23 protein-coding genes are annotated in these 25,114 nt (G+C 70.2%); 8 read left to right on the forward strand and 15 right to left on the reverse strand.

The genetic code is table 11. The features are described 5' to 3' along the window. Window positions 1–2: 2 nt before the first annotated feature. Window positions 3–653, reverse strand: coding sequence for a response regulator (locus ALI22I_RS39275; protein WP_077010645.1), 651 nt, complete (start codon window positions 651–653; stop codon window positions 3–5). Further along, a complete protein-coding gene (gene macS / locus ALI22I_RS39280; RefSeq protein WP_077010646.1) occupies window positions 650–1,756 on the reverse strand; it encodes a MacS family sensor histidine kinase in 1,107 nt (368 codons plus the stop codon). The genes ALI22I_RS39275 and macS overlap by 4 nt, the downstream gene beginning before the upstream one ends. A 204-nt stretch (window positions 1,757–1,960) precedes the next feature. Between macS and ALI22I_RS39285 the strand changes: the two genes are divergently transcribed. Then, on the forward strand, window positions 1,961–3,157 hold the full coding sequence (locus ALI22I_RS39285) for a GGDEF domain-containing protein (protein WP_077010647.1): 1,197 nt from the start codon (window positions 1,961–1,963) through the stop codon (window positions 3,155–3,157). A 1-nt stretch (window position 3,158) separates the two neighbouring features. Here the strand turns inward: ALI22I_RS39285 and ALI22I_RS39290 are convergent, their stop codons facing one another. Continuing rightward, a complete protein-coding gene (locus ALI22I_RS39290) occupies window positions 3,159–4,379 on the reverse strand; it encodes an AI-2E family transporter (RefSeq protein ID WP_083752403.1) in 1,221 nt (406 codons plus the stop codon). A gap of 141 nt (window positions 4,380–4,520) precedes the next feature. On the opposite strand from ALI22I_RS39290, the gene ALI22I_RS39295 reads away from it, so the two are divergent. The 3 genes from ALI22I_RS39295 (at window position 4,521) to ALI22I_RS51525 (ending at window position 10,916) form a co-directional block, all read left to right on the forward strand. Beyond that, a complete protein-coding gene (locus ALI22I_RS39295) occupies window positions 4,521–6,713 on the forward strand; it encodes a hypothetical protein (RefSeq protein WP_238598780.1) in 2,193 nt (730 codons plus the stop codon). Between the two features lie 169 nt (window positions 6,714–6,882). Next, on the forward strand, window positions 6,883–7,683 hold the full coding sequence (locus ALI22I_RS39300; RefSeq protein ID WP_143532665.1) for a hypothetical protein: 801 nt from the start codon (window positions 6,883–6,885) through the stop codon (window positions 7,681–7,683). Between the two features lie 197 nt (window positions 7,684–7,880). Next, on the forward strand, window positions 7,881–10,916 hold the full coding sequence (locus ALI22I_RS51525) for a beta strand repeat-containing protein (protein WP_077010650.1): 3,036 nt from the start codon (window positions 7,881–7,883) through the stop codon (window positions 10,914–10,916). Between the two features lie 69 nt (window positions 10,917–10,985). Here the strand turns inward: ALI22I_RS51525 and ALI22I_RS39310 are convergent, their stop codons facing one another. The 4 genes from ALI22I_RS39310 to ALI22I_RS39325 all read right to left on the reverse strand — a co-directional run bounded on the left by ALI22I_RS39310 (window position 10,986) and on the right by ALI22I_RS39325 (window position 14,004). After that, entirely contained in the window at window positions 10,986–11,768 is a 783-nt protein-coding gene (locus ALI22I_RS39310) for a GGDEF domain-containing protein (protein WP_077010651.1), read from the reverse strand. A 67-nt stretch (window positions 11,769–11,835) separates the two neighbouring features. Beyond that, a complete protein-coding gene (locus ALI22I_RS39315) occupies window positions 11,836–12,723 on the reverse strand; it encodes an exonuclease domain-containing protein (RefSeq protein WP_077010652.1) in 888 nt (295 codons plus the stop codon). A gap of 25 nt (window positions 12,724–12,748) precedes the next feature. Next, complete coding sequence (locus ALI22I_RS39320; RefSeq protein WP_077010653.1) at window positions 12,749–13,306, reverse strand: TetR/AcrR family transcriptional regulator; 558 nt, start codon at window positions 13,304–13,306, stop codon at window positions 12,749–12,751. 287 nt (window positions 13,307–13,593) lie between these two features. Beyond that, window positions 13,594–14,004: a VOC family protein gene (locus ALI22I_RS39325; RefSeq protein WP_077010654.1), complete on the reverse strand. Its 411-nt coding sequence runs from the start codon at window positions 14,002–14,004 to the stop codon at window positions 13,594–13,596. A gap of 125 nt (window positions 14,005–14,129) precedes the next feature. Between ALI22I_RS39325 and ALI22I_RS39330 the strand changes: the two genes are divergently transcribed. Further along, complete coding sequence (locus tag ALI22I_RS39330) at window positions 14,130–15,104, forward strand: helix-turn-helix transcriptional regulator (protein ID WP_077010655.1); 975 nt, start codon at window positions 14,130–14,132, stop codon at window positions 15,102–15,104. Between the two features lie 214 nt (window positions 15,105–15,318). Next, window positions 15,319–15,858 carry an AAA family ATPase gene (locus tag ALI22I_RS39335; protein ID WP_179118507.1) on the forward strand — a complete coding sequence of 180 codons (540 nt, stop codon included), beginning with the start codon at window positions 15,319–15,321 and terminating at the stop codon, window positions 15,856–15,858. A 75-nt stretch (window positions 15,859–15,933) separates the two neighbouring features. Here ALI22I_RS39335 and dnaB read toward each other — a convergent pair whose 3' ends face one another. The 6 genes from dnaB to ALI22I_RS39365 all read right to left on the reverse strand — a co-directional run bounded on the left by dnaB (window position 15,934) and on the right by ALI22I_RS39365 (window position 20,535). Then, window positions 15,934–17,295 (reverse strand): replicative DNA helicase, encoded by a 1,362-nt coding sequence (gene dnaB, locus ALI22I_RS39340; protein WP_073897890.1) that lies wholly within the window; start codon window positions 17,293–17,295, stop codon window positions 15,934–15,936. A gap of 413 nt (window positions 17,296–17,708) precedes the next feature. Further along, window positions 17,709–18,167, reverse strand: coding sequence for a 50S ribosomal protein L9 (gene rplI / locus ALI22I_RS39345; RefSeq protein WP_077011162.1), 459 nt, complete (start codon window positions 18,165–18,167; stop codon window positions 17,709–17,711). 13 nt (window positions 18,168–18,180) lie between these two features. Then, entirely contained in the window at window positions 18,181–18,420 is a 240-nt protein-coding gene (gene rpsR, locus ALI22I_RS39350; RefSeq protein WP_015805710.1) for a 30S ribosomal protein S18, read from the reverse strand. A 52-nt stretch (window positions 18,421–18,472) separates the two neighbouring features. Continuing rightward, window positions 18,473–18,979 carry a single-stranded DNA-binding protein gene (locus tag ALI22I_RS39355; RefSeq protein WP_077010657.1) on the reverse strand — a complete coding sequence of 169 codons (507 nt, stop codon included), beginning with the start codon at window positions 18,977–18,979 and terminating at the stop codon, window positions 18,473–18,475. 13 nt (window positions 18,980–18,992) lie between these two features. Beyond that, window positions 18,993–19,346 carry a 30S ribosomal protein S6 gene (gene rpsF / locus ALI22I_RS39360; RefSeq protein ID WP_077011163.1) on the reverse strand — a complete coding sequence of 118 codons (354 nt, stop codon included), beginning with the start codon at window positions 19,344–19,346 and terminating at the stop codon, window positions 18,993–18,995. A 196-nt stretch (window positions 19,347–19,542) separates the two neighbouring features. After that, window positions 19,543–20,535 carry a hypothetical protein gene (locus ALI22I_RS39365; protein ID WP_077010658.1) on the reverse strand — a complete coding sequence of 331 codons (993 nt, stop codon included), beginning with the start codon at window positions 20,533–20,535 and terminating at the stop codon, window positions 19,543–19,545. 174 nt (window positions 20,536–20,709) lie between these two features. Between ALI22I_RS39365 and ALI22I_RS39370 the strand changes: the two genes are divergently transcribed. Together ALI22I_RS39370 and ALI22I_RS39375 are read left to right on the forward strand one after the other, a co-directional pair. After that, on the forward strand, window positions 20,710–21,480 hold the full coding sequence (locus tag ALI22I_RS39370) for a deoxyribonuclease IV (RefSeq protein WP_077010659.1): 771 nt from the start codon (window positions 20,710–20,712) through the stop codon (window positions 21,478–21,480). Continuing rightward, window positions 21,477–22,886: a glycosyltransferase family 87 protein gene (locus tag ALI22I_RS39375; protein WP_083752334.1), complete on the forward strand. Its 1,410-nt coding sequence runs from the start codon at window positions 21,477–21,479 to the stop codon at window positions 22,884–22,886. The genes ALI22I_RS39370 and ALI22I_RS39375 overlap by 4 nt, the downstream gene beginning before the upstream one ends. A 214-nt stretch (window positions 22,887–23,100) precedes the next feature. On the opposite strand, the gene ALI22I_RS39380 is transcribed toward ALI22I_RS39375, so the two are convergent. Then, a complete protein-coding gene (locus ALI22I_RS39380) occupies window positions 23,101–23,436 on the reverse strand; it encodes a hypothetical protein (RefSeq protein ID WP_077010660.1) in 336 nt (111 codons plus the stop codon). 29 nt (window positions 23,437–23,465) lie between these two features. Beyond that, window positions 23,466–25,022 carry a glycosyltransferase family 87 protein gene (locus ALI22I_RS39385; protein WP_077010661.1) on the reverse strand — a complete coding sequence of 519 codons (1,557 nt, stop codon included), beginning with the start codon at window positions 25,020–25,022 and terminating at the stop codon, window positions 23,466–23,468. Window positions 25,023–25,114 lie beyond the last annotated feature (92 nt).

The raw sequence follows: 25,114 nt of genomic DNA on the forward strand, positions 1-25,114 counted from the left end.
GCTCAGCCCTCCGGCTCGACGTCGAGCCCGTGCTCGATCGCGTACCGCGCCAGCTCGACGCGGTTGTGCAGTTGGAGCTTGCGCAGGGTGGACTGCACGTGGTTCTCCACCGTCCGGTGCGAGATGACCAGCCGGTTCGCGATCTGCCGGGCCGTCAGCCCCTTGGCCACCAGCCGCAGCACCTCGGTCTCCCGCTCGGTGAGCTGCGGCTTGTCGTCGTCCGGCGTGGCGGCCATCCGCCGGTACTCGCCGAGCACCAGCCCCGCCAGGCCCGCGGTGAACACCGCGTCGCCGGCGGCGGTCCGGTTCACCGCCTCCACCAGCTCCTCGGCCGACGCCGATTTCACCAGGTAACCGGACGCGCCCGCCTTCACCGCCTCCAGCACGTCGCTGTGCTCGCCGCTCGCCGACAGCACCAGCACCCGGGTGCCCGACAACGACCCGGTGATCACCGTCGTCGCCTCGACCCCCGTCGTCTCCCCCAGGTTGAGGTCCATCAGCACCACGTCCGGCCGCACCGCGCGGGCGATCCGCACCGCCGACGCGGCGTCACCGGCGGTCGCGACCACCTCGAAACCGCGTTCGGCCAGGTCACGCGCGACACCGTCGCGCCACAGCGGGTGGTCGTCCACCACCATCACGGACACGCTCATCTGAAAACCCGAACCTCCCACTCGGTGCCCTCCCCCGGCCCCGTTTGCAGCTCAAGGGTCCCACGCAGCGCTTCCACCCGGCCCCGGATGGACTGGGCGACACCCATCCGGCCCTCCGCCTCGGCGGAGGCGAGCCGCCCCTCCGGGATGCCGGGGCCGTCGTCGCGCACGCTGAGCACGACCTCCTCGCCGAGGTCTTCGAGCAGTACCCACGCCCGCGCGTCCGCCCCCGCGTGCTTGTCCACGTTGGACAGCGCCTCGCGCACGACGGCGGTCAGCTCGATCGCCGTCGCGGCGGGCAGCATCACCTGCGTCGCCGGTGTGGACACCTGGATCCGCGGCGTGGCGAGCAGTTGCAGCGCCGGCCGCAGGTCCGCGTCACCATCCACTGTGGACTCCGTCGGCGCGGCCGCCACCAGCGACCGCAGCGCGACTTCCTGCTCACCGGCCAACTCGGCCAGTTCCGCGGCCTCACCGCCGAGTTCCGTGCCGCGTTTGCGCACCCGCGCCAGCACCTGCAGCACACCGTCGTGAATGGACCGTGCCAGCCGCTCGCGTTCCGCGGTGGCCGCCTCGGTCCGCAACGCCTGCGCCAGCCGCACCGCCGAACGGCGTGCCGTGGACGACGCCATGCCGACCACGAACCCGGCGCCGGTCAGCAGGACCACGTCCCGCACCAGGTCGACGCTGAGCCCACCGCGGTTGAGGTAGGTGCTCAACCCGACCGCGAACCCGGACGCCGCGCCCGCGATCTGCCCGCCGAGCGCGCCCGCAGCCACCGGCGGTACGGCCGCCCAGATCGTGGTGATCAGCGGAACGTTGAACAGGAACTGAGCATCCGTCATGATCAGCGGTGACAGGGACATCAGGCCGCACGTGATCACGAGGTCGGCCACCACGATCCACGGCCGCCGCCCGCTCTCCCGGCTGTAGGCCTGGATGGTGAACACCGACCACAGGGCCATCGCCGCGATCGTCGCCCACGCCAGCCACGGCCGCTCGTACTCGTCGTGCTGGTCGATCGCGTTGCCCAAAGCGAACAGGAACGTCACTACGCGTAGCGCAACCGTTCCCCGCCAGAGGTGCGCGACCGGGTCTTCCATCACCGATGACCCCTGATCGGATGGCTTCGTGTGCACGGTGTGCTCCCTTCGCGCCCAATCTTGCCGTGTCCGAGTGGCGTAGCTAACCCCCAGGTGGCCGTCTGTTCCGACATCGACATGTGTGAAAGGCTGGCAGGAGTCACCGTGTGTGATCTTCTGGGGGAAGACGCTCTCGTAGGCTGCTGTGGCGAGGGAGGGCCGATCGTGCGCCACTGGCCACTGTGGACGCTGAAGCGCTCCGCGCTGGCCTACTGGCTGCTCGTGGACCTCGCCGCGCTGGCCGTCGTCGTCTACGCGATCGTGTCGTCGCCGCAGCCCGCACCCGGTGAGATCGGCCGGTTCGCGGCCATCGCGGGCACCGCCGGCGCGGTGATCATCGGCAGTTCGATCTACAGCCACCGGATCGGCGACTCCGAGCGCAACCCGTGGGCGGCCCACCTCTGCTACCTGACCGCGGGCCTGGTGGCGCTGCCGTGCAACCTGCTCGTCCTGTTGCTGTTCGGCCCCGCGCTGCACGGTGTGCTGGGCAAACGCCCCGAGTCGTACCGCTGGGTGTTCACCCTCGCCGCGACGGCGCTGGCCGTGTTCGGCACCCGTTACGTCATCGGTTGGGCCGAGCCGAGCACGGACCTGGGGATCATGGTGCTCGGCGCGACGGTGCTACTGGTGCTCCGCGCCGGCCTGATCGCGCTCGGCCTGAAGCTGCGCAGCCCGCACGCCCCCGGTGAGGAGGTCGTCGGCGAGCCGATCGACGCCGTGCTGGGCATCGTCGCGGTGAGCATCGGTGGTCTCATGGGTTTCGCCGCCGCGGCCACCCCGGTGCACGCGCTGATGGCGGGCCCGCCGCTGGCCCTGCTGGAACGCGCCGCACAGTTGCCGCAGTGGCGCCGTTCCGCGCAACGCGACGCGAAGACGGGCCTGGCCAACGCCGTGCACTGGGACAGCCGGGCGCGCTACGAGCTGTCGAAGGCACGGGTCCGCGAGCGGCCGATGGCCGTGATGCTGCTCGACCTGGACCACTTCAAGCGGGTCAACGACGAGGTCGGCCACCTGGCGGGCGATTCGGCGCTGAGCGCGGTGGCCGTGCTGCTCACCAGCACCGTGCGCAGCGGTGACCTGGTCGGCCGCTTCGGCGGCGAGGAGTTCGTCGTGCTCCTGCCCGACGCCGAACCGGCCATCGCGCGTTCGGTGGCCCAACGCGTGCGGCACGCCGTGGCCGACCTGGCCGTGCCCACGGTCGCCACGGACGGCCGGGAACACCTGCTCACCGGCCTGACGGTGAGCATCGGTGTGGCCACCACCCAGCGGTTCGGCTACGAACTGCCGGATCTGCTGGTGGCCGCCGACTCCGCCCTGCTCGCCGCCAAGGGCTACGGCCGCAACCTGGTCGAGATGGCCTGACTCACTTCTTCCCGCTGTGCTCCGCGGTCGGGTCCTCGGTGTCGTCGACGTCCTCTGTCTGATCGCCGGCTCCGCCGGCGGAAACCCGTTCCCCACCGGTGTCCACCGGACCGCTCTCCTGCGGTTCGTGCACGTCGACCTCATCCGGCTCGACGGCCTTGTCCGACTCCGACAGCAACGACCGGATCCCCGAGTTCAGCACCGCCAGCAGCGGCACGGACAGCAGTGCGCCCGCGATACCGCTGACGACCAACCCGGTGGTGATCGCCAGCACCACGGCCAACGGGTGCAGCTTCACCGCGCGCCCCAGCAGCAGCGGTTGCAGCACGTGGCTCTCCAGCTGCATCACGCCGATCAGCACGGCCAGGATGATCAGCGCCTCCAGCGGCCCGTTGGCCACCAACGCCACCAACACCGCCACCGCACCCGTGATCACCGCACCGACGATCGGGATGAACGCGCCGAGGAACACCAGCGCCGACAGCGGCACGACCAGCGGCACGTCCACGATCCACAGCCCGACACCGACACCGACCGCGTCCACCACGGCCACCAGCGCGGTCGCCCGCACGTACGACACCAGCGAGGCGAACCCGCGCCGTCCCGCCACATCGGCCCGCCCGCGCACGTCGCTGGGCACGATCCGGATCATGAACCGCCAGATCCCGTCGCCGTCGTGCAGGAAGAAGATGAGCGTGAACAGCGCCAGGATCAGCCCGGTCAGCAGCTCGCCGACGGTCGCCGCCGTGGTGAGCGCGCCGGAGGTGATCTCGGACTGGTTCTCCTTGAGCGTCTCCACCACCCGGTCCAGGTACTGCTGCAGCTGCACCTCGCTCAGGTGCAGCGGCCCGTCCCTGAGCCAGTCGCGGATGGTGTCCAGGCTCGCGCTGATCTGTTCCTGCAACTGCGGCAGGCCCTTGGAGAACTCGGTGATGACGAACGTGAGCACGCCGCCGACGACCGCGATGCCCGCGACCAGCACCACACCCGTGGACAGCCCGCGCGGCATGCCCGCCCGGGTGAGCTGCGACACCGCGGGCGACAGCAGCGCGGCCAGCAGCAGCGCCACCCCGGCCGGGATGACGATCGCGGCCAGGAACCCGACCACGTGGAACACCACGTAGAGAGCGGCGATCACCGCCACGAAACGCCAGCTCAACGCCGCGGTCACGAGCAGCAGCTTCGGCACCCTGTCGCTGATCTTCGACTCCGTCCCCGTCACGCCGATCACGGTAGTCCGCCACCACCCCGCGGGTAGGCCGGTCGGACCACACGAGTTCCCAGTTCGGGCATGTCGAACCCCACGTTTCCGGATTAGGCCAAACCCTGGCGGAACGCGCGCCGCGGGTGATCGGATCGGGACGTGACCGCCGAGCAGACCGCCGAGGACGCCGTGCGCGCCGCGTTCGCTGCCGGCCGTCCGCTGCGGTTCGACCCGAGGACGCCCAAGAAGGAGCGCACGGTCCGCGGCGAACTCCTCTCGTCCCTGCTCACCGACGGCTCGCGCAACGCCGCCCTGCGGCTGGTCGGCGCGAACGTCGTCGGCCCGTTCGCGGTGGAGGGCGCGCGGGTCGATCACGTGATCGACTTCCTCGGCTGCACCTTCGAACGCCCGCCGGACTTCCGCATGGCCCACCTGGTCGGCCTGCGGATGCGCGGCTGCAAGGTCCCCGGCCTGTGGGGCCGCAACCTGCGCGTCGGCAGCGACCTGGTGCTGGAGGCCGGTTTCACCAGCGACGGCGTGGTCGACCTGACCGACGCCTCGGTCGACGGCACGTTCCGGCTGGCCGGCGCGGTGCTGCGGGGCACGGGCGGCGACCACGCCCTGCTGGCCGCCCGCATCCGCCTGTCGGGTTCGCTCCAGGCCATCGCGCTGCGCGCGGGCGGCGAGGTGCGGCTGCGCGGCGCGAACGTCGGCGGCAACGTGCACCTCGGCGGCGCGCGCCTGCTCAACGCCGGCCAAAACGCCCTCGACGCCACCGGTGTCACCATCGCGGGCAACCTGTTCTGCGACGCCGAAGGCGGCCGGTTCACCGCCGAGGGCCGCATCCTGCTGGATGGCGCGCGCGTCGGCGGCAGCGTCGTGTTCTCCGGCGCCCGCCTGCACGCCAGCGTGGCCGACCGCCCGGTGCTGGTGATCCCGCGCGGCACCGCCGACGAGGCCGCCGCGCTCGTCGCCGACCGCATGCGGGTGGACGGCAACGTGGAGCTGGACGACGGCTTCACCTCCTCCGGCACGGTCCGCCTGCCCAACGCCGACATCGGCGGCTACCTGCGGCTGTCCGGCGCGGTGATCGGCCGCCGTGACGTGGTGGAGGAGCTGGCGGACCACACCGGCGAGGTCGTCCACCGCATCCCGGTGGCCCTGCACGCGGACGGCATCCAGGTGCGCGGCGACCTCGAAGCGCGCGGCGCGGTCAACGGCGCCTTCCAGAGCGGCGGCGAACGTGACTCCGCTCTGCGGGCCTACGGGCAGGTGCGCCTGGTGGACGCGCATGTAAGAGGAAGCGCATCTCTCTCCGGCGTCCAATTGCACGGCCCCGGCATCGACGTCCTGTTCGCCGACCGGCTGCGGGTCGGCGGCACGCTGTTCCTCCGCGACCTGCGCGCCCAGGGTTCGCTGCGGTTGCAGAACGCCGCGATCGGCTCCACCCTCGACTGCTCCGGTGCGTCGCTGACCTCGCCGCGCCGCCGCCCGGACGGCACGGTGAAACCGTCGCTGGACGCCCGCGTGGCCACCATCGGCAAGGACTTCCTGTGCAGCCACGGCTTCACCGCCGCGGGCGGCGTGCGGATCCGGCTGGCCGAGGTCGGCAAGATGGCCACGTTCGCCGGCGCTCAGCTGGGCGGTCCGGGCAGCGACATCGCGCTGAACGCCTACGGCCTCACGGTGAGCCAACTCGTGCTGCGGATGTCCGAGGACCGCATCCCGGTCGGCCGGGTCGTGCTGACCAGGGTGAGCGCGGCGACCGTGACCGACGGGCCGGGGCTGTGGGCGGCGACCGGCGGGGTGGACGTGGAGGACTTCACGTTCAGCGCGATCTCGTCCACGCCGCACGTCGACGTGCGCACCCGGCTGCGGTGGCTGCGCGAGGTGCAGCCGGACTTCGCGCCCGGACCGTACGAGCAGCTGGCCGCGGTGTACCGGGACGGTGGCGAGGAGGAGTTGGCGCAGCTGGTGCAGCTGGAGAAGCAGCACCGGCGCTACTCCGAACTCGGCGTCGCGGGCCGGGTGTGGGGGTTCCTCCAGCGCTGGACGGTCGGCTACGGCTACCGGCCGTGGCTCGCGATCGCCTGGCTGACCGCGTTCTGGCTGTTCGGCTCGGTGTGGTTCCTGGGCCACGAGATGCCGAAGCTCAACGACGACGAGTCGCCGTCGTGGAACGCGTGGCTGCTGTCGATGGACCTGCTGATCCCGATCGTGGATCTCGGCCAGGACGGCAAGTGGCGGTTCGGCGGCGCCTCGCAGTGGATCTCCAGCACGTTGATCGCGGTCGGCTGGATTCTGGCGTCCACGGCCGCCGCCGGCGCGGCACGAGTGCTCAAACGGGTCTGATTACCCACCGTCATGATCGACAACACCGAGTGTTCGTCACACGATCCGGCGAACCAGGCGCCGAAGCAGTGCGCACCCGCCTCGGCTCCTGGCACTCTCACGTCGTCGGGTTGATCACTTGGATCAAATCGCCGGCGAATCCCAGTGCTTATCGGTGGAGGTACCAGCGATGTCGGCCGTTGACCAGCGAGTGGGAACGGGGGCGAGCCGCGTTCGGCGGCTGCTCTCCCGCGCCCTGCTGGTCGTCGGCGGCACGGTGGTCGGCTCCGCCGCGGCCTGGGCGCTGTCCACGGCTCCGGCGTCCGCGCAGCCCTCGATCGACCACGACGTGGTCACCGAGGTCGCGCAGGAGGCGTCCGAAAGCCGGTTGCAGGCCCCGTTGAACCCGGTCGGTCTGCCCCCGGTCGGCGAGGCCGTGCAAGACCTCGACACCACCCTGCGCACCCAGCCGGTGCGCGAGCCCGGCCCGCCCGATCTCGGCCGGGTCGCGGAGGACATCCGCGGCGCCGTCGAGCACGTGGGCGGCTGGATCCAGCCGCGCCTGCCCGAACTGGTGCCCACCGACCTCGTCGTCGGCGGCACCGAGGAGCAGCGCGTCACCGAGACCACCCCGGCCGCCACCGCCGTGCCGGTTTCCGCCGGTACCCCGGTGGTGCAAGGGGTGTTCGACACGTTCAGCCGGACGTGGCTGGAAGCTTCCCAGCAGCCGATCACCGAGCTGCCGGGCGACACCGGGTCGTCCCTGCCGGGCGACCCGTCCGGACTGCCGTTGATGCCGTTCGCGCCGCTCGGCGCGCCGGTCCAATGCTCCTGCGGTGGCGACGGTTCCGGTTCCTCCGGCGGCGGCAGCGGCCCGTTCTCGGCCGTCTCCGCCGACCGCATCGACTCCGCGGTGGCCCGGGCTCTGTTCCCCGCCACCGAGCGGAACGTCGTGATGCCGGGCAAGCAGCCCGGTATCACCCCCGACTGACCACAGCGCGCGGTCCGCGGCGGCTCTGAACGAGTCGACCCGGTAATCGACCGTGGCGCCGTTCGCGTGCGCTCCCACTCCGGTCGAGACGCCGCGCTTCCCACCCCCCTGATCCGGGTGGTCGTCATCTCCGACGCGGTCAGCCGCGTCCGACCACCCTTCACCTCCCGCAAGGGACACCGAAAGAAGGAGAACCCATGCAAACCTGGGCCAAGCGCGGTCTCCAGACCGCACTTGTCACGGGTGGTTTGCTGATGCTCGGTACGGGCATCGCTTCAGCCCAGGAGAACGTCAACCCGGACTCGCCGCCGAACCCGCTCGACGCGAAGGTGCGCGTTCCGGTCGACGTCGACCACAACAACCTGGGCACCCCGGCGGGCAACCGCGACCTGCCGTCCTTCCACCGCGAAGTCGGCACGCCGAGCCTGTCCAGCACGCCCGCCGGCCGCATCGCGGCTCCGGCGAACCCGCTCGTCCACAGTGCGCAGGGGCAGCTCAAGGTGGTCGACACCACCGGTGCGACCCGCGGCAACTCCGCCGACGCCGACGTCGTCATGCCCGTCAACGCCTGCGGCAACGCGTTCGCGGTCGGCGGCGACGCCTACAGCGAGGGCAGCTGCGTCAAGTCGGTCGACAGCACCGATGACGTCAGGACCACCGGCTCGTACGGCCAGCTCGCGGGCAACGTCGCCCACGGTGGCATGGCGATCTCACCCCAGTTCAGCGGCAACGCGTTCGCGGTCGGTGCCAACGCCGAGTCCCGCAGCGCCTCCGCCCAGCAGGCCACCGCCGGCGGTGACATCCAGACCTCCGGCCGGGACGGCTCGCTGTCGGGCAACATCGCCGCGGTGCAGGGCGCCGTGCCGGTCCAGGTGACCAACAACGCCGTCGCCGCCGGCGGCAACTCGCACAGCAGGTCGTCGGCGTCGAACGACGCCGACGCGACCGGCTCGCTGCGCACCGACGGCACCAACAGCACCGGCGGCGGCAACGTCGTCGGCGTGCCGCTGGCACCGGTCGTCGCGGTCAGCGGCAACGGGATCGGCGCGGTCGGGAACGCGGAGGCGGCCACCGAGAACCGGGCGTCCGCCGACGCGGGCGAGACCCACCCCGACCGGTACGGCACCCAGATGTGGGCGATGACGTCGGGCGACGACGGCACGCTCGCGGGCAACGTGGTCCAGCCCGCGATGGCCGGCCCCGTGTCGACGGGCGACAACGCCGTCGCCGGCGTCGGCAGCTCGCACCTCGCCAACTCGGAGCACAACGACGCCCAGGCCGGCGGCAACAGCGCGACCTCCGGTCAGGACGCCGTGCTGTCGGGCAACTTCGCCGACGCGCCCGTGGCACTGCCGGTCTCCGGCGCGGGCAATGCGGTGTCGGGCGTGGGCATCACCTCGGCCAGGCACTCGAACGAGGCCAACGCCTCCGCGGGTGGCCACACGTTCACCAACGGCGACCGCTCGGTGCTGTCGGCGAACTCGGCCAACCTCCCCCCGGCGGGCGCGGCCGACCTGTGCGGCAACGGCGTCACCGCCGGCGGCATCGCCACCGGTGGGTGCGAGAACGACGTCACCGCGGACGCCGGCGGCTACAACGGCACCACCGGCAACGACGCGGTCGGCTCCGGCAACGTCGGCCAGATCCCGGTGGGCCTGCCCGCCGAGGCGTTCGGCAACGGCGTCGGCGCGGCGGGCACCCCGTCCGGCCGGGCCACCGAGGACAAGACCGTCCGCTCCGGTGAAGTCGCGACCAGCATCGACGACAACGGCACCGCGTCCAGCAACGTCGTCTCCGCACCGACCGCCCTCGGCGGCCAGGTGTTCGGCAACTCGGGTGGCGCGGTCGCCAACCCGTCCTCCAAGACCGACAGCGACACCAAGATCAACCTGGCCAACCCGCCGATGGCCAACGGCAAGCACGGGTCCGCGTCGGGCAACATCGTGCACATCCCCACCTCGAACCCGGCGCAGGTGTTCGGCGACTCGGTCGTCGGCGTCGGCAACGGCTCGTCCGACACGACCAACTCGCTGGAGTCCCGTTCGGGCGGCTCGGCTGTCACCACCGGCGACGAGGGCTCGCTCTCGGGCAACGTGCTGTCGGTGCCCCAGACGTCGTCGCCGCAGGTGTTCGGCAGCGCGGTCGGCGCGGGCGGCAACGCCGAGTCGAAGAGCCGCAACGAGTTCGGCTCGTACTCCGGCGGTGACGTCTACACCTCCGGTGACGACGCCTCGGGGTCCGGCAACGGCATCGGCACGCAGTCGTCCGTTCCGCTCCAGGTGTTCGGCGACTCGGTCGCCGTCGCCGGCACCGGCGACTCGCGGACCGGCAACAGGTCCGACCTGGTCGCCGGCGGCGAGCACATGACGTCGGCCGACGACGCCTCGTGGTCCGGCAACCTGCTCACCGCACCGGCCGGCGTCGAGCCGTCCGCGCACGGCGACTCCATCAGCGGCGCGGGTATCGCGGGCACCACGACCAGTAACAAGTCGGACAGCCAGTCCGGTGGCAAGACCACCACATCCGGTAACGGCGCGGTCACCGCGTACGATTTCGAGGCACCGACCGAGGCCCCCACCCGCGTGTTCGGCGTGCCGGTGGAGGTACTCGGTACCGCGACCACCGACACGAAGGACCGCGACCGGCTGCTGACCGGTGAGGACACCGGGAAGGACAAGGAGGCCGTCGAGGCGACCCGGGGCATCCAGCTCCCGATGGGCGTCGACAGCCTGATGGGCGCCACCGAGCTGCCCAACCTGGACACCCTGCGCCAGTTGCCGGAGTCCAGGTCGCCGATCGGCTCGCCGAGCCTGTCCGAGGCGTCGGAGGTCTCCGACGAGGTCCTGGCCGCCATGCCGCGCGAGCGTTCGTTCGCCGGCACGCTGCCGCTGTTCGGCAACCTCGACCTCGTCCCGAACGCGCAGAACGTGCCGACGCTGAACGGTCTGCCGCTGGGTGCCCCCGCGCAGGGCCGCAGCCTGCCGACGCTGCCCGTCGCGGCCCCGGCCGCGCTGCCGTTCGTCGTGCCCGCGCCCGGCCTGGCGCAGCCCCGGACCGCCGTCCCGTCGGTGCCCCCGGCTTCGCTGAGCGGCCTCGACATCAACCCGATGAACGGCGTCGTCGACGCGCCGACCGCGCCCGTGCATCAGCGCACCGCTCCCGCGCTGGCCGGCCTGGACGCCCGCACCCTGTTCGGCTCGCTGGAAAACACCATGCAGCTGCCGCGCATCTGATCCACCCCCCTCCCGCGACTGGGCCCCTGGCACTCCGTGCCAGGGGCCCAGCCCTGTGTCCGGGGTGCGTTACCCGCGCAGGCGTTCCTCCACGTTCGCGATCACCGAGTGCAGCGGCACTTCACCGTCGCTGGTCACCCAGCACACCCGCACCCCCGGCCGAACGCGCTCGCCACCGAGCCGCACCGACTGCCCGGCCAGCTCACGCACCCGTTCCGCGACCGCTTCACCGTTGCCGTTCGCGTGTTCCGCGACCACGGCGAACGAGTCGCCGCCGTACCGCGCCACCGTGTAGTCCGCCCGTAAACCCTGCCGCAGGCGCCGGGCCAGCACGGTGAGCAGCTCGTCTCCGCGCCTGAAGCCGTGCGCCGCGTTCACCGAGGCCATCCGGTGCACGTCCGCCAGCACCAGCGACGCCAACGTGCCCTGGGTCCGGGCCCGGATCAACGCCTGGTCCAGCCGGTCGAGCAGCAGCGCCCGGCCGGGCAGCCCGGTCAGCGCGTCGAGCAGGCCGGCGCTGTGCGGCACGTCCGACTGCACCGGTCTCAGCAGCACCAACACCTGCGCCCGCATGACGATCGGGTAGTACTCGGCCCACAGCTGGGCGTGCGGCAGGACCATCGGGAACGTCAGCGGAGATCCGGTGCGCAGCACCTGCGCGGCCAGATCGGCGCGGCTGGGCAGCGGCGCCCCGGAGTCGTCGCAGGCGGGGGCGTCACCGAGTAACGACGACGCCATCGGGTTCGCCGCGAGCACCACACCGTTCTCGTCCTGGAGCAGCACCCCGACCGGTAGTTCCGAGACGAACTCGTCCCACACCGCACGGGAAGCCGTGATCTGCACGGTACTCATAGGACTCGTGCCTTCCGCCGAGCGCAGTGCCTGTCCGTGAAGAGCCTCCCCGCGGGTAGCGGGCATTTCAATAGGCCCGACGCCACCCGGTCCGGTGATCTTTGGACATCGGCGTAACGCCCAGCCGCTCAAGCATCCCGGCGAAGTCCCCCTCGGACACGATCGGCACCCGGTACGCCCGCGCCCGTTGCGCCTTGCTCGACAGCGTGAACGGGTCGGCGGCGACGAGCACGCGGGTCGCCTTGGTCACGTACCCCTGGCTGACCAGCCCGGACGAGAGGGCCCGGTCGATCCACACCTCACGCGGCGAGTCCATCTGACCGGTGAACACCACCCGGTCGCCCCGCACCAACGTCACCAACTCCGGCCGCCGCGACACCTGCGCGGCCGCCGCCCCGCGCCGCACCTCGGCCACGTCCCCGCCCAGGAACAGCTGCGGCACCGGCTCGGCCTCCGGCGCGCCGAACCCGAGGTAGTGGGCGAACAACCGGGCCGTGGCGCGGGCGTCGTACAACGCGGAGTGCGCCGATTCGAGCACCACCCCGGCCGCCTCGCAGCAGGCGGCCAGCGACCGCCCGGACCGGTTCGGCAGGTACCGGTCAGCGAGCCGCATCGTGCACAGCCCGGTCACCGGCAGGTCGACGCCGATGCGGCCGAACTCGGCGATCAGGAACCGGGCGTCGAACGACAGGTTGTGCGCGACGACCACCCGTCCGGCCAGGCGGGACGCCAATGCACCGGCGGCCTGCGCGAACGTCGGCGCGTGCCACACGTCGGCGGCGCGGATGCGGTGCACGTGCTGCGGCCCGAGGTCACGTCCGGGGTTGAGCAGGGTGCACCACTCGTCGGTCACCCGACCCGCGGAGTCCAGCCCGACCACGGCCACTTCGACGACCCGGTCCGAACCGCGTGCGGCGAACCCGGTCGTCTCCACGTCGACCACCGCGTACCCCATGATCGGCGAACCCTACCGATCATGGTCACCCGCTCAACGCGCGGAGCACGAGATCCACCACCGCGTCGACGAAGTCCCCGGTCAACGGAGCCGTCCGCAACAACCACCGCTGGTAAACCGGCCCCAACAACAACTCCGCCGCCGCCGACACGTCGACATCGGCCCGCACTTGCCCCACCCGCTGAGCCGACCGCAACCGCTCCTCCAACACCACGCGGCGCGGCATCAGCAGCAACGTCACCAGATCCGTGCGCGCCTCGTGCACCAACACCCGGCACACCTGGTCGAACCGCCGCTCGGCCAACTCCTCCACCGCGATCCGCAACTCGCGCTTGAGGTCGGCCGCCAGATCCCCGGTCGGCAACGCGTCCCGCTCAGCCGGCCCGAGCTCCACGAACGCGTCGAACAACAACGGCCCCTTGGACGGCCACCACCGGTAGATCGTCTGCTTGCCCACGCCCGCCCGAGCCGCCACCGCCTCGATGGTCAACCTCGTGTAGCCGAGCGCCTCGACCAACTCCAACGCGGCAACGAGGATCGCCCGCCTCGAACGGTCGCTGCGCCGCGCCGCGTCGGGTGGCATCTCTTGATCGTATGCGCACTACTGCGGTGCGGGAACGACCCATAACAGGACAAACCGCCCGACCGGCAACCGAACCGATCCACGACTCCCCAGTGGGCTCAGTCGATCTCCAGTACGGCTTTGCCGTGCCGACGGCGGCCGACCCCGCCGGCCCACCGCCGCCCCGCAGTGTTGTTCCCCGCCACACAGGGCGCGTTAGCCGGCGGTGGCGACTCGATCCGGTCACGGCGGAGGGCCGTACTGTTTCGCGATCCACCGGCAGATCGCCTACACGACGTAGCCGTCGATCAGGTTTGCCGCTGGGTGATGTTGACCATCCAGGTGATCCCGAACCGGTCCACGAGCGCGCCGGCCTCGTCACCCCACGCCTGCTTCTCCAGAGGCATCGTCACGGTGCCGCCGGCGGACAACTTCTCAAAGTGGCCGCGGAGTTCGCTGTCGTCGCCGCCGAGGTAAACCGCAACATTGTCGCCCGGGTGGTGGGGCACCCCCTCCGGTACGTCCCAAGCCATCAGCGTGTATCCGTCCGGGGTGTCCAGCCGGGCGTGCATGACCTTGTCGGCGTTGGGCGAGTCCGGCGAGCCGAAATCCGCGACCGTGCCCATCTCCAACTTGCCGTCGAAAACCTCCTGGTAGAACTCCATCGCCTGCCGCGCGTTCCCGTTGTAACTGATGTACGGGTTGAGCCGAGACCCCATCCAATGCTCCTTCGTGTGAGTGAACAGCGAACAGCCAGGACCGCCAGGGCTGTCTGAGGGTCACTCCATTGAGCCTCCCAACAAAACACGACATCCTGTGTCACGTATTCCTTTAAAGTTTTCGCATGCGCGCCGACCGGTTGGTCTCACTGGTTCTGCTGCTGCGCCAGCGCGGTCGGCTGTCCGCGACCGCGCTGGCCCGCGAGCTGGATGTATCCACCCGCACCGTGCTGCGCGACATCGAGGCGCTGTCCGCAGCCGGCGTCCCGGTCTACGCCGAACGCGGCCGGCACGGCGGTTTCGCGTTGCTGCCCGGTTTCCGGACCGAGCTCACCGGCCTGAACCACGACGAGGCCCTTGCCCTGCTGGTCGCCGGATCACGGCGCGGCGCGCAGGCATTCGGCCTCGGCTCGGCGCTCGCTTCGGCCATGCTCAAGGTGGTCGACGCGCTACCCGAAAGCCATCGGGACACCGCGGCCGGCGTGGCCGAGCGATTGCTCATCGACCCTGAGACCGACCTCCTCTCGCGTCGGCAGGTCGCCGAGGAGGTACCCGACCCCATAGCGGCCGAGGTCCGGCGCGCGGTGTTCGCCGGGCACAAGCTGCGCATCCACTACGCGGCGGTGGACCAGACCCCGAAATGGCGCACGGTGGACCCGATCGGCCTGGTCACCGTGCGCGACCAGGGCTACTTGCTGGCCACGAGGTCCGGCGCGGACCGCACCTACCGGCTGTCCCGGATCCTGGCCGCCGAGGAACTCGCCGAACCCGCACAGCGACCAGACCGGGTCGATCTGGACCGGGCCTGGCAGGAACGCAGCACGCGGTTCCGGGCCGGCGGCGACCAAGTCACCGTGCTGGTACGAGTGGCCCCGGCGCGGCGGGAGGACCTGGTGAGCACCGCGCTGGCCGTCCTCGCCGAAGAAGCCGACCCAGACGGCCGGCTGCGACTGGAGGTGACCTTCCAGGATTCACGACACGCCGAATGGGCACTGTGGCAGCTCAGCACGAACGCGGAAGCCCTGGCCCCGCAGTGGCTGCGCACCGCCCTGCGCAACCGCGCCGCCGCGGTCGCCACCCGCTACGAAGCGTCCTCCTGAGCGTCGAAGGGCGGCACTGAGAAATCGAGGCCCTGCACGGGCATGTCGGGTCTCACCGCGCGTGACATGTCGATCTTGTTCGACCTGGGGCTTTCTTGGTTGTCTCACGGCGATACCACCATGATCAGTCTCAAACTCGTGGCATTTCTCGGCTGTCCGCTCAAGGCGCGTCAGCGCGGTCCTGTGCGATGCTTCGTCGGTGCCATTGGTGTGGGTGACCGGCACCTCGGGGGTCGGAAAGTCGACGGTCTGCGCGCTCCTGAAGAGCCGGGGACAGCCGGCGGTCGATGCCGACTGGGAGGGCTACAACCACTGGGTGGACCGGACGTGCGGACAGGTCGTTGTCGACCCTCCGTATCCGGTGCCGGCCGGCTGGCTCGATCGCTTTGCGTGGAGGATCAGTCGCGCAGAGGTCGAGGCTCTTGCGGCGAGGACGCACGACAAGACCGCGTTCCTTTGTGGATCTGTCGAGAACGAGGTGGACGTCCGGGATCTCTTCAATCTCGTGGTCTGCGTGGTGATTGACAACGAGACGCTCCGTGACCGTCTGCTGAACCGCACGACGAACACCTTCGGCAAGCACCCGGGGGAACTGGCGGCGGCACTCGGACACAATGACGGTATCGAGTCCACTTACCGACGCCTCGGCGCGACGATCATCGACGGCAGACGGCCTCCGGAGGAGGTCGCTGACGCGATCCTGGCTGCCGCCGGCTGTACGCCCTCGACGGGCGGTTGCGCCGATGCCCAGTGATCAGGGAATCCGTCCTCACGGCGAGGTTGCGAATTCGACACTCACGTCCGCTATGGCGAGCCCTACAGGCACTCGTCAGCCCTGGGCGAGGTCGGCGAAGCGGCTGTAGTGGAGTTGGTGGGCGACGGTGATGGTGGCGGTGGGGCCGGCTCGGTGCTTGGCGATGATCAGGTCCGCCTCGCCCGCGCGCGGGTCGTCGCGTTCCCAGGCGTCCGGGCGGTTGATCAGGATCACCATGTCGGCGTCCTGTTCCAGCGAGCCGGATTCACGCAGGTCGGACAGCTGCGGTCGCTTGTCGGTTCGTTGTTCCGGGCCGCGGTTGAGCTGGCTGATCGCGATGACCGGCACTTCGAGTTCCTTGGCGATCAGCTTGAGGTTTCGGGAGAACTCCGAGACCTCCTGCTGACGGGACTCGGTGCGCTTGCCGGACGACATCAGCTGGAGGTAGTCGACCACGACCAACCGCAGGTCGTGGCGCTGCTTCAACCGCCTCGCCTTGGCCCGGATCTCCATCATGGTCAGGTTCGGCGAGTCGTCCACGAACAGCGGCGCCTCGCTGATCTCGCTCATCCGCCGAGCCAGCCTGGTCCAGTCGTCGTCACTCATCCGCCCACCGCGCATGTCACCGAGCCGAATCCGCGCCTCGGCGGACAGCATGCGCATCACGATCTCGGTGCGCGACATTTCCAGCGAGAAGATCGCACTGGTCAACCCGTGCTTCACCGAACACGACCGCGCGAAGTCCAGTCCCAGCGTCGACTTGCCCACACCCGGCCTCGCCGCGACGATGATCATCTGGCCGGGGTGCAGGCCGTTGGTCAGCTCGTCGAGGTCGGCGAAGCCGGTGGGGATGCCGAGGGACGAGCCGCCGCGTGAGGCGATGGCGTCGATCTCGTCCATGGTCGGCTGGAGCAGTTCCTCCAGCACCACGTAGTCCTCGGTGGTGCGGCGCTCGGTGACCTCGTAGATCGCCGCCTGCGCCCGGTCGACCACCTCGTCCACGTCGGCGCCCTCGGCGCCGTTGTAGCCGAGTTGGACGATCCTCGTCCCGGCCTCCACCAACCGCCGCAGCACGGCCTTCTCGGCCACGATCTCGGCGTAGTAGGACGCGTTGGCGGCCGTCGGCACGGTGGCGATCAGCGTGTGCAGGTACGGCGCGCCGCCCACGCGCAGCAGTTCGCCCCGGCGTTCGAGTTCCGCGGACACCGTGATCGGGTCCGCCGGCTCGCCCCGCCCGTACAGGTCGAGGATGCAGTCGTACACGGCCTGGTGCGCGGGCCGGTAGAAGTCGTTGGGAGCCAGGACCTCGACCACGTCGGCGATCGCGTCCTTGCTCAGCAGCATGCCGCCGAGCACCGACTGCTCCGCGGCGAGGTCCTGCGGCGGCTGCCGTTCGAAGCCGGGCTCGGCCATGCCCCGGTCGTCCACCAGCGCCACCGTGAGCTCACCCCAATCTGCTGCCGTGCGGATGTTCTACCTCGTGGGTCCGACAATTTCCGCGAGTCACACTCCAGCGATCCAGCGACGCTAGAGCCACCTGGATGGCGTAGGCAAACGTGCCTGTGGACAACTCGGTGGACAGCTTGGGGATGGTTGCTTCGAGCTGACCACAAGGCTGGGGAAAGCTGTGGACAACTTGGGTACAACTCGGGCTCAGACAAAAGTTCTAGCAGGTCAGACCCTGTGGATAACTTTGTGGAAAACTAGTTGGTCACAACGTCGGCGTGTCGCGTGTAACCGCCGGCACGGCGTGTCGCGGCCAACGTGTCACAAGAGTTGTCCACAGCCAGACGTGCGAAAGCGCCGCCCGACCAGAACACCTGGTCGAACGGCGCTTCGGCCGAAATACTTCAGCTCACGTTCGCGACCTCGACCGACAGCGACACGGTGACCTCCGGGTGGAGCCGGACGTTCACCGAGTGCTTGCCGAGGGTCTTGATGTGACCCGCGATCTCGACGGCCCGCTTGTCCAGCGTGGGGCCGCCGGCCGCACGCACGGCCGACACGACGTCGGACGTGGTGACGGAGCCGAACAGCTTCTTCGAGCCGGACGCGGCCTTGGCCTTCAGCGTCACGGAGCCCAGGCCTTCGAGCGAGGCCTTGATCTCCTTGGCGTGGTCCAGGTCGCGGACCCGGCGCGTCTCCTGCGCCCGGCGGATGACCTCCACCTGCTTGGCCGCGCCCTTGGTGGCAACGATCGCCAGGCCGCGGGGCAGCAGGTAGTTGCGGCCGTAGCCGTCCTTGACCTCGACGATGTCGCCGGGGCCGCCGAGGCCGGTCACGTCAGCGGTGAGGATGAGCTTCACGATGCCGTCCCCTTTCTCAGCGAGCCGTCGAGGTGTAGGGCAGCAGCGCCATCTCGCGGGCGTTCTTGACGGCGACCGCGACGTCGCGCTGGTGCTGGGAGCAGTTGCCGGTGACCCGGCGAGCGCGGATCTTGCCCCGGTCCGAGATGTACTTCCGGAGCAGGGTGGTGTCCTTGTAGTCGATGAGGTTGGCGTTCTTGTCCTTGCAGAACGCGCAGACCTTCTTCTTGGGCTTGCGCACAGGCGGCTTGGCCATGTGTGAACTCCTGGTATTACGCAGTGAAGTGTGGAGTGGACCGGTGCCGGGTCTAGAAGGGGGGCTCGTCGGCGAAGCCGCCACCGGAGCCGGCCGGAGGAGCGGAGCCCCACGGGTCGTCTGCCGGAGCGTTGCCGCCACCGCCGCCACCGCGAGACTGACCGCCGCCGCCGAAGCCGCCGCCGCCGTCTCCACGGCTCACCTTGTTGACCTTCGCGGTCGCGTAGCGCAGCGAGGGGCCGATCTCGTCGACCTCAAGCTCGATGACGGTGCGCTTTTCGCCTTCCTTCGTCTCGAAGGAACGCTGGCGCAGCCGCCCGGTCACGAGCACGCGCGAACCGCGGGTGAGCGATTCGGCCACGTTCTCCGCGACCTGACGCCACACGTTGCACCGCAGGAACAGCGCTTCGCCGTCCTTCCACTCACCGCTCGCCTTGTCGAACGTGCGAGGGGTGGAGGCCACGGTGAAGCTCGCCACCGCGGCGCCGGACTGGGTGAAGCGGAGTTCGGGATCGGCGGTCAGGTTCCCGACCACCGTGATCGTCGTCTCGCCGGCCATGTGTGAGAGGCTCCTAAGCCTTCTTGGCGGCCTTGGCCGAGGCCTTGGCGGCGATCCGCGCGGCGACCTTCGCGGCCTTGGCGGGCTCGCGCCGGATGACCTTCGTCCGGAGCACCGTTTCCTGGAGGCCCAGCTGGCGGTCCAGTTCCTTCACCGCGTCGGGGGTCGAGATCAGGTCGAGGACGGCGTAGATGCCCTCGGGGTTCTTGTTGATCTCGAAGCTCAGCCGGCGCTTGCCCCACACCTCGACCTTCTCCACGTTGCCACCCGTGGTGCGGATGACGTTGAGGAACGTGTCAAGGGACGGCGCGATCGTGCGCTCGTCGAGACTGGGGTCGAGGATGACCATCACTTCGTAATGACGCATGAAGACCACTCACCTCCTGTGGACTCGGCGGCCACGGACGTTCCGTGGCAGGAGGGTCGTCGCGTCAGCAACTCACGAAGAGTAACAGGCCCCCGGGGTGTCACTTCCCCAGGGGCCCGTTCGTGCAGCTCAGAGCTTCCAGTTGGTGAAGTTGTCGTAGGCCGATCCGGTGATCCGGGTCCCTCGGTATGGAGACTTAAGCGAGCGCGCGCCGCAGGACCCACGTCCGTACGAGGGCACCCGTTACGCAGGACAGCAGCAGCACGGCCAGCAGCACGGGTGCCGCCACGCCCCCGCCCATCCGGCCGCTGCCGGGCAGCGCCTGGGCCCGGCCCGCGGTCTGCACGCCGTCCGAGTCGCCGGGCAGCCCGTAACCGGGCCGGTAGCCGTTCACGCCGCCGCCGTAGCGCACGCCGGGTGACGGCGCGTACTGGCCGGGCATGGTGAACGGCAGGGAGCCGTAGCTGAACAGCGGCACGCGGCCGAAGTTGGCGCCCCACGGGTTCGAGCCGTACAGCGGCACGTCGAGCCCGCCGACGCCGCCGACCGGGCTGGACGGGCTCGGGTTGCTCGGGCCGGTCCCCGGATCGGTGGTGCCGGGGTTGGTGCCCGGCCGGCCGGTCTGCGGCGGCTGTGTCGGCGCGGGCGTGCTGCCGGGCAGGCCGGGCAGCACGCCGGTGGCCTCCTCGGTGACGTCCGCGAGCGCCTTCGACCCGTCCTGGACCGGCGCGACGGCGGTGTTGACGCCCTGCACGGTGACGCCGCACAGCTTGGTCAGCTCGGTGCGCACGCCGGTGGAGAGGGTGACGATGATCGGCCCCAGCAGCGGCAGCTTGACCAGCTCCGCGTCGACCTTGTTCGCGATCTCGCCGCCGGTGATGACGCCGGTGCCGGTGGGGATCGCGCCGATCGGGATGGGCGGCAGGGCCGAGAACGCCTGCCGGAACGGGTCCGCGAGCGGCGGCCCGAGCAGCGGGATCGCCCGGATCAGCTGCACCACCGGGTCGAGCACCGCGGCCGGGCTCAACAACACCGGAGTGCCCGGCGCGCCTTGCACGGTGGCCGCGCAATTGCCCACGACAACGGGTTCCGCGGCCACGGCCGATCCGGAACCCGCGGCGGCACCGGTCGCGCTGACGGCGAACACCACGGCACCCGCGCTCAGGAGTCGAGTGAGCCGGGTCCGCATGTCTGGCCTCCTGGCGTGCCGCGCCCTTGCAATGCCCATCACTTGCAAGCACGTACCTACTTGCAAGTAACGAGCGTAGGTCCTGATCGTGACGTGGGCCATCCCCCTCGATGACAATTTTGCTATCGGCGGCCGTCGGCGGGGCGTTGCGCCGCCCGACTACCCTGCACACTCATGCGCATCGGGGCCCACGTCCGCGACGACGACCCGCTCGGCGCCGCCGTCGAACGCGGCGCCGAAGTGGTCCAGTTCTTCCTGGCCGACCCGCAGGGCTGGAAGGCGCCGAAGCCACACCCTCAGACCGACCGGTTGCTGGCCTCTGACCTGGACGTTTTCGTGCACGCGCCGTACCTGGCGAACGTCGCGTCGCTCAACAACCGGATCCGGATCCCGTCTCGCAAGATCGTGCTCCAGCACGCCGAGGCGGCGGCGAAGGTCGGAGCCAAGGGCCTGATCGTGCACGGCGGGCACGTGACCAAGGGCGAAGATCCGGGCGAGGGCATCTCGAACTGGCGGAAGATGTTCGAACGGCAGGCGGACAACGGCGGGTTCGCCGTGCCGATCCTGATCGAGAACACCGCGGGCGGCGAGAACGCCATGGCCCGGACGTTCGACATGCTCGGCAGGCTGTGGGACGCGGTCGGCGAGTTCGACGCCGGGTTCTGCCTGGACACCTGCCACGCGTTCGCCTCCGGTGAGGACCTGGTCGGCATCGTGGACCGGGTGAAGGCCATCACCGGCCGCATCGACCTGGTCCACCTCAACAGCTCCCGCGACGAGTTCGGCTCCTCGCGTGATCGGCACGCCAACATCGCGTCCGGCACGATCGACCCCGAACAGTTGGTCGCGGTGGTCGCCACCGCCGGCTGTCCGGTCCTGGTCGAGACACCGGACGAAGGCCAAGCGGAGGACATCGCGTTCCTCCGCGAGCACTTGGGCCGATGAGCGTGACACGGGAGGTGGTGGCCGTGCCCGAGCGCGCGGACGCCGGGTCGCGGTTGCCGCGGTTCGGTCGGGTCGCGCTCGCCGCGGTCGTCCTCCTGTGCGGGCTGACGATGTTCGTCGGCTTCCTGAACAAGGACCGGTGCACCGGTCCGGAGTTCGACCAGTGGGGCCGCAGCGCGCCGGACTACGAGGAGCGCAACAAGGCCGAGGTCTGCTACTCCGACATCCAGCACCTGTGGATCGGCCGTGACGTCGACCGGCACGTTTTCCCCTACGTGCACGGCAGCATCAACAGCAAGGGCGTGCTGGTCGGGGGCGTGGTCGAGTACCCGGTGCTGACCGGGCTGCTGATCTGGGCGGGTGCGATCTTCGCGCAGACCGACGCGGCGTTCCTGCTGTTCTCGGCGTTGCTGATGGCGCCGTTCGGGCTGGCCACCGGGTGGCTGCTGGGCAAGCTGAGCCGGTGGCGGGCGCTGATCTGGGCGCTCGGCCCGCCGATGGTGCTGTACGCGTTCCACAACTGGGACCTGCCGGTCGTGTTCTGCGCGGTGGCGGCGGTGTACGTCGTGCACCGGGGTTGGGGACGGCGCGAGCGGCCGTTGGTGGACCGCGCGGTGGTCGCGTCGGTGCTGCTGGGCATCGGGTTCGCGTTCAAGATCTACCCGGCGATCTTCGTGCTGCCGCTGTGCTTCTACGTGCTGACGGGTGGGTCGGGCGGCCGTTCGCTGCCGCGTGGGGTGCGGTACGACATCGCGGGCGCGGTGAAGGTCGCGCTGGCGTCCATCGTGACGGTGGTGCTGATCAACCTGCCGTTCGTGGTGGTCGGGTTGGAGGGCTGGAAGGCGTCGTTCGCGTTCCAGGGCCTGCGGCGGGTGGACATCACCACGAACTCGATCTGGTTCTGGTCGATGCGGCCGTTCATGTCGGACGCCACCATGCAGTCGGTGGTCGGCGTGCTGTCGCCGGTCGGGATCGTGGCGTCGTTCGTGCTGGCGTGCTGGATCGGCTGGCGTCGGTACCAGCGCGAGGGCACCTACCCCTGGGTGCCGGTGTCGGCCGCGATGCTGTGCGGGTTCCTGCTGCTGCACAAGGTGCACTCGCCGCAGTACACGCTGTGGTTGGTGCCGATGTTCGTGCTGCTGCGGGTGAACTGGGGCTGGGTGGCGGCGTACTTCGCGGCCGACTTCGCGATGGGCGTCGGCATCTTCCGGTGGTACTACGCGATCGAGTTCGGCGAGCCGTCCGGCATCTACGACGGCTTCTCGGCCCAGGCCGTGGTCATCGGCGTCTGGGGCCGAGCCGCACTCCTGGTGGCCCTGTTCTACGTCTTCCTGCGCTCGGAAGTCACCTTCACCGACCGAGAACCCACCCGCCGCCGACGCCCCGCCTCCACACCTGCCGCCTGATCGACGCCGCGTCAGGCCGACGTCGGAGTTGTCCACAGGCGCGGCTTGATCGCTGGGGAATGTCGGTGCTTGCCGGCAGGATCAAAACAAGGGTTCCCCTTGGCGGGGGACTCCTGCGAAGCACGGCCGTTGGCTCGTGGTTGCGAAGTTGTGCGAGCAGGATTCAGGGCCCGCCACCACGGCATGAACGGCGGAGGTTCCTGGCGCGTCTCCGCTAGGCCGCGTGGGTGCACGTCGTGCAGGTGCAGTCCGCGCAGGTGCACGACGAGCACGAGTCGGAGCAGTTCGCGCACGAGCAGGCGGCGTGGTTGCACGTCTCGCACGTGCAGTCGGCGCAGTCGCACGCCCCGCAGAAGTCCCCGCACCCCTCGCACGCACATCGCGTGCACTCGTCGTAGTGCACGCCGTCCTTCGTGGCGTGCTCGTGGTGCAGGTGGCCGTCGTGCAGGTAGTCCACGTGGTTCTCGTGCACCACGCCCTCGTGTCCGCACCCGGGTCCGTGGGTGTGGCGGTGTTCCTCTGCCGGGCGGTGCTCGATCGTCGTGGTCATCCGCGGCCTCCTATGCGCTCATGCGCACATTAAGCCGGTTGCTCCACTTTCGCACGGCGACGGAACCGCAGCACGAAACGGTCCGGCGCGTTGTCGATGAAACCGCCGCACGGGTCGTCGTCCCCGGTCTGGCGCACCTTGTCCAACGCCGGGCGGTAGATCTCCCGCACGATGAACACGCACAGCACGATCACCGCGATGTCCCGCGCCACCACCGCGCCGAGGAACCAGTCGATCGGCAGTCCCTTGTTGTCCTCACCCAGGTAGAAGAACATCCGCGGCACCCACACGAACGCGTCCACCGCCATCCACGCCAGCAGCAGCTTCCACCGAGGCAACGCCAGCACCGCCAGCGGCACGAGCCACAGCGAGTACTGCGGGCTCCACACCTTGTTCGTCAGCAGGAACGCGGCCACCACGAGGAACGCCAGCTGCGCGAACCTCGGCCGCCGCGGCGCGGACATCGTCACGAACCCGACCGCCGCGCAGCACACCAGGAACAGCACCGCGCTGACGGTGTTCAACACCTCCGGCGCCTGACCCTGCACCAACCCCGGGTCGAAGCCGGGCCACCCGGTCCACTGCGCGACCACGTTGTACAGCGAGTCCGGATCGACCCCGCGTTCGGTGTTCAGCCGGAAGAACTCGCGCCACCCGTCCGGGTACAGCCACGCGATCGGCGCGTTCACCAACGCCCAGGTCGCCAGCGTCGCACCCAACGTCGTCAACCCGGCCCGCAGCCGATCCGACCGCCAGCACAACAACAGCAGCGGCCCGAGCAGGAACAACGGGTACAGCTTCGCCGCGCCGCCCAGCCCGAGCAGCACACCCGCCAGCACCGGCTGCTTCCGCGCCCACGCCAACATGCCCGCCGTCGCGAACGCCGTCGCCAACGTGTCGAAGTTGGTGAACGCGTGCACCACGACCAGCGGTGACACCGCCACCAGCACCGCGTCGTACGGCCGTCGCCTGGCCAGCTGCGCCACCGCGTACGCGGTCACCAGCCACGCCAGCGCCAACCACAGCGCGGTGATGTTGAAGTACACGATCACCGTCATGGGGTTCGGCAGCCACCCGGACGCGGCGATCGCCGTCCACCCCTGTGCCATGCGCGCGTTGAGCAACTGGAACATGCCCGTCAGCACCGGGTACTCCATGTACCGCACGTGCGCCGTCGGCTTGCCCTCGTCGTCCACCCAGAACGTCTTGTAGGGGAACGTGTCCGGCTTGTCCAACCGCTCCGCCGTGTACAGCGGCACGGTGTCCGAGTAGCACATCGCGGTGAACTGCTTGCTGCCCCGCCAGTCGAGCTGCACCACGCCGTTGTCGTCCACGTACTGCTGGATGCACGGCGACTTCTGGAACCACGCCAGCGCCAGCGTCACGACCGCGAACAGCAGCACTACCCGCAACGGCGTCCAGAACCACTGCCGCCCGACCGACGCGTGCCGGCCGACCGGCCCGCCGAGCGGCTTGCTCGCCGTCCGCGCCAACGGCTCGGTCCAGGTCGGGTTGACCCGCTCTTCCGGGCCGAGCGAGTCGGTGTCGTCGGCGTTCGCCTGCGAGTGCTGCGAGGGGCTGGCCACGGGAACGGATGCTACGGGCACCGGTCGACAACGTTCGTGAGGTCCGGCCATCTGCCCGGCGCGACACCCGCCGAACACCTCGCGACACGTCG

The organism is Saccharothrix sp. ALI-22-I (assembly GCF_001984175.1).
Lineage (GTDB): Bacteria > Actinomycetota > Actinomycetes > Mycobacteriales > Pseudonocardiaceae > Actinosynnema.

Bases quoted from the DNA above. Each gene is read 5' to 3' on its own strand.
- ALI22I_RS39275 (WP_077010645.1), bottom strand. From the start codon at position 653: ATGAGCGTGTCCGTGATGGTGGTGGACGACCACCCGCTGTGGCGCGAC.
- macS (WP_077010646.1), bottom strand. From the start codon at position 1,756: ATGGAAGACCCGGTCGCGCACCTCTGGCGGGGAACGGTTGCGCTACGC.
- ALI22I_RS39300 (WP_143532665.1), top strand. From the start codon at position 6,883: ATGTCGGCCGTTGACCAGCGAGTGGGAACGGGGGCGAGCCGCGTTCGG.
- ALI22I_RS51525 (WP_077010650.1), top strand. From the start codon at position 7,881: ATGCAAACCTGGGCCAAGCGCGGTCTCCAGACCGCACTTGTCACGGGT.
- ALI22I_RS39310 (WP_077010651.1), bottom strand. From the start codon at position 11,768: ATGAGTACCGTGCAGATCACGGCTTCCCGTGCGGTGTGGGACGAGTTC.
- ALI22I_RS39315 (WP_077010652.1), bottom strand. From the start codon at position 12,723: ATGGGGTACGCGGTGGTCGACGTGGAGACGACCGGGTTCGCCGCACGC.
- ALI22I_RS39320 (WP_077010653.1), bottom strand. From the start codon at position 13,306: ATGCCACCCGACGCGGCGCGGCGCAGCGACCGTTCGAGGCGGGCGATC.
- ALI22I_RS39325 (WP_077010654.1), bottom strand. From the start codon at position 14,004: ATGGGGTCTCGGCTCAACCCGTACATCAGTTACAACGGGAACGCGCGG.
- ALI22I_RS39330 (WP_077010655.1), top strand. From the start codon at position 14,130: ATGCGCGCCGACCGGTTGGTCTCACTGGTTCTGCTGCTGCGCCAGCGC.
- rpsR (WP_015805710.1), bottom strand. From the start codon at position 18,420: ATGGCCAAGCCGCCTGTGCGCAAGCCCAAGAAGAAGGTCTGCGCGTTC.
- ALI22I_RS39355 (WP_077010657.1), bottom strand. From the start codon at position 18,979: ATGGCCGGCGAGACGACGATCACGGTGGTCGGGAACCTGACCGCCGAT.
- rpsF (WP_077011163.1), bottom strand. From the start codon at position 19,346: ATGCGTCATTACGAAGTGATGGTCATCCTCGACCCCAGTCTCGACGAG.
- ALI22I_RS39365 (WP_077010658.1), bottom strand. From the start codon at position 20,535: ATGCGGACCCGGCTCACTCGACTCCTGAGCGCGGGTGCCGTGGTGTTC.
- ALI22I_RS39370 (WP_077010659.1), top strand. From the start codon at position 20,710: ATGCGCATCGGGGCCCACGTCCGCGACGACGACCCGCTCGGCGCCGCC.
- ALI22I_RS39375 (WP_083752334.1), top strand. From the start codon at position 21,477: ATGAGCGTGACACGGGAGGTGGTGGCCGTGCCCGAGCGCGCGGACGCC.
- ALI22I_RS39380 (WP_077010660.1), bottom strand. From the start codon at position 23,436: ATGACCACGACGATCGAGCACCGCCCGGCAGAGGAACACCGCCACACC.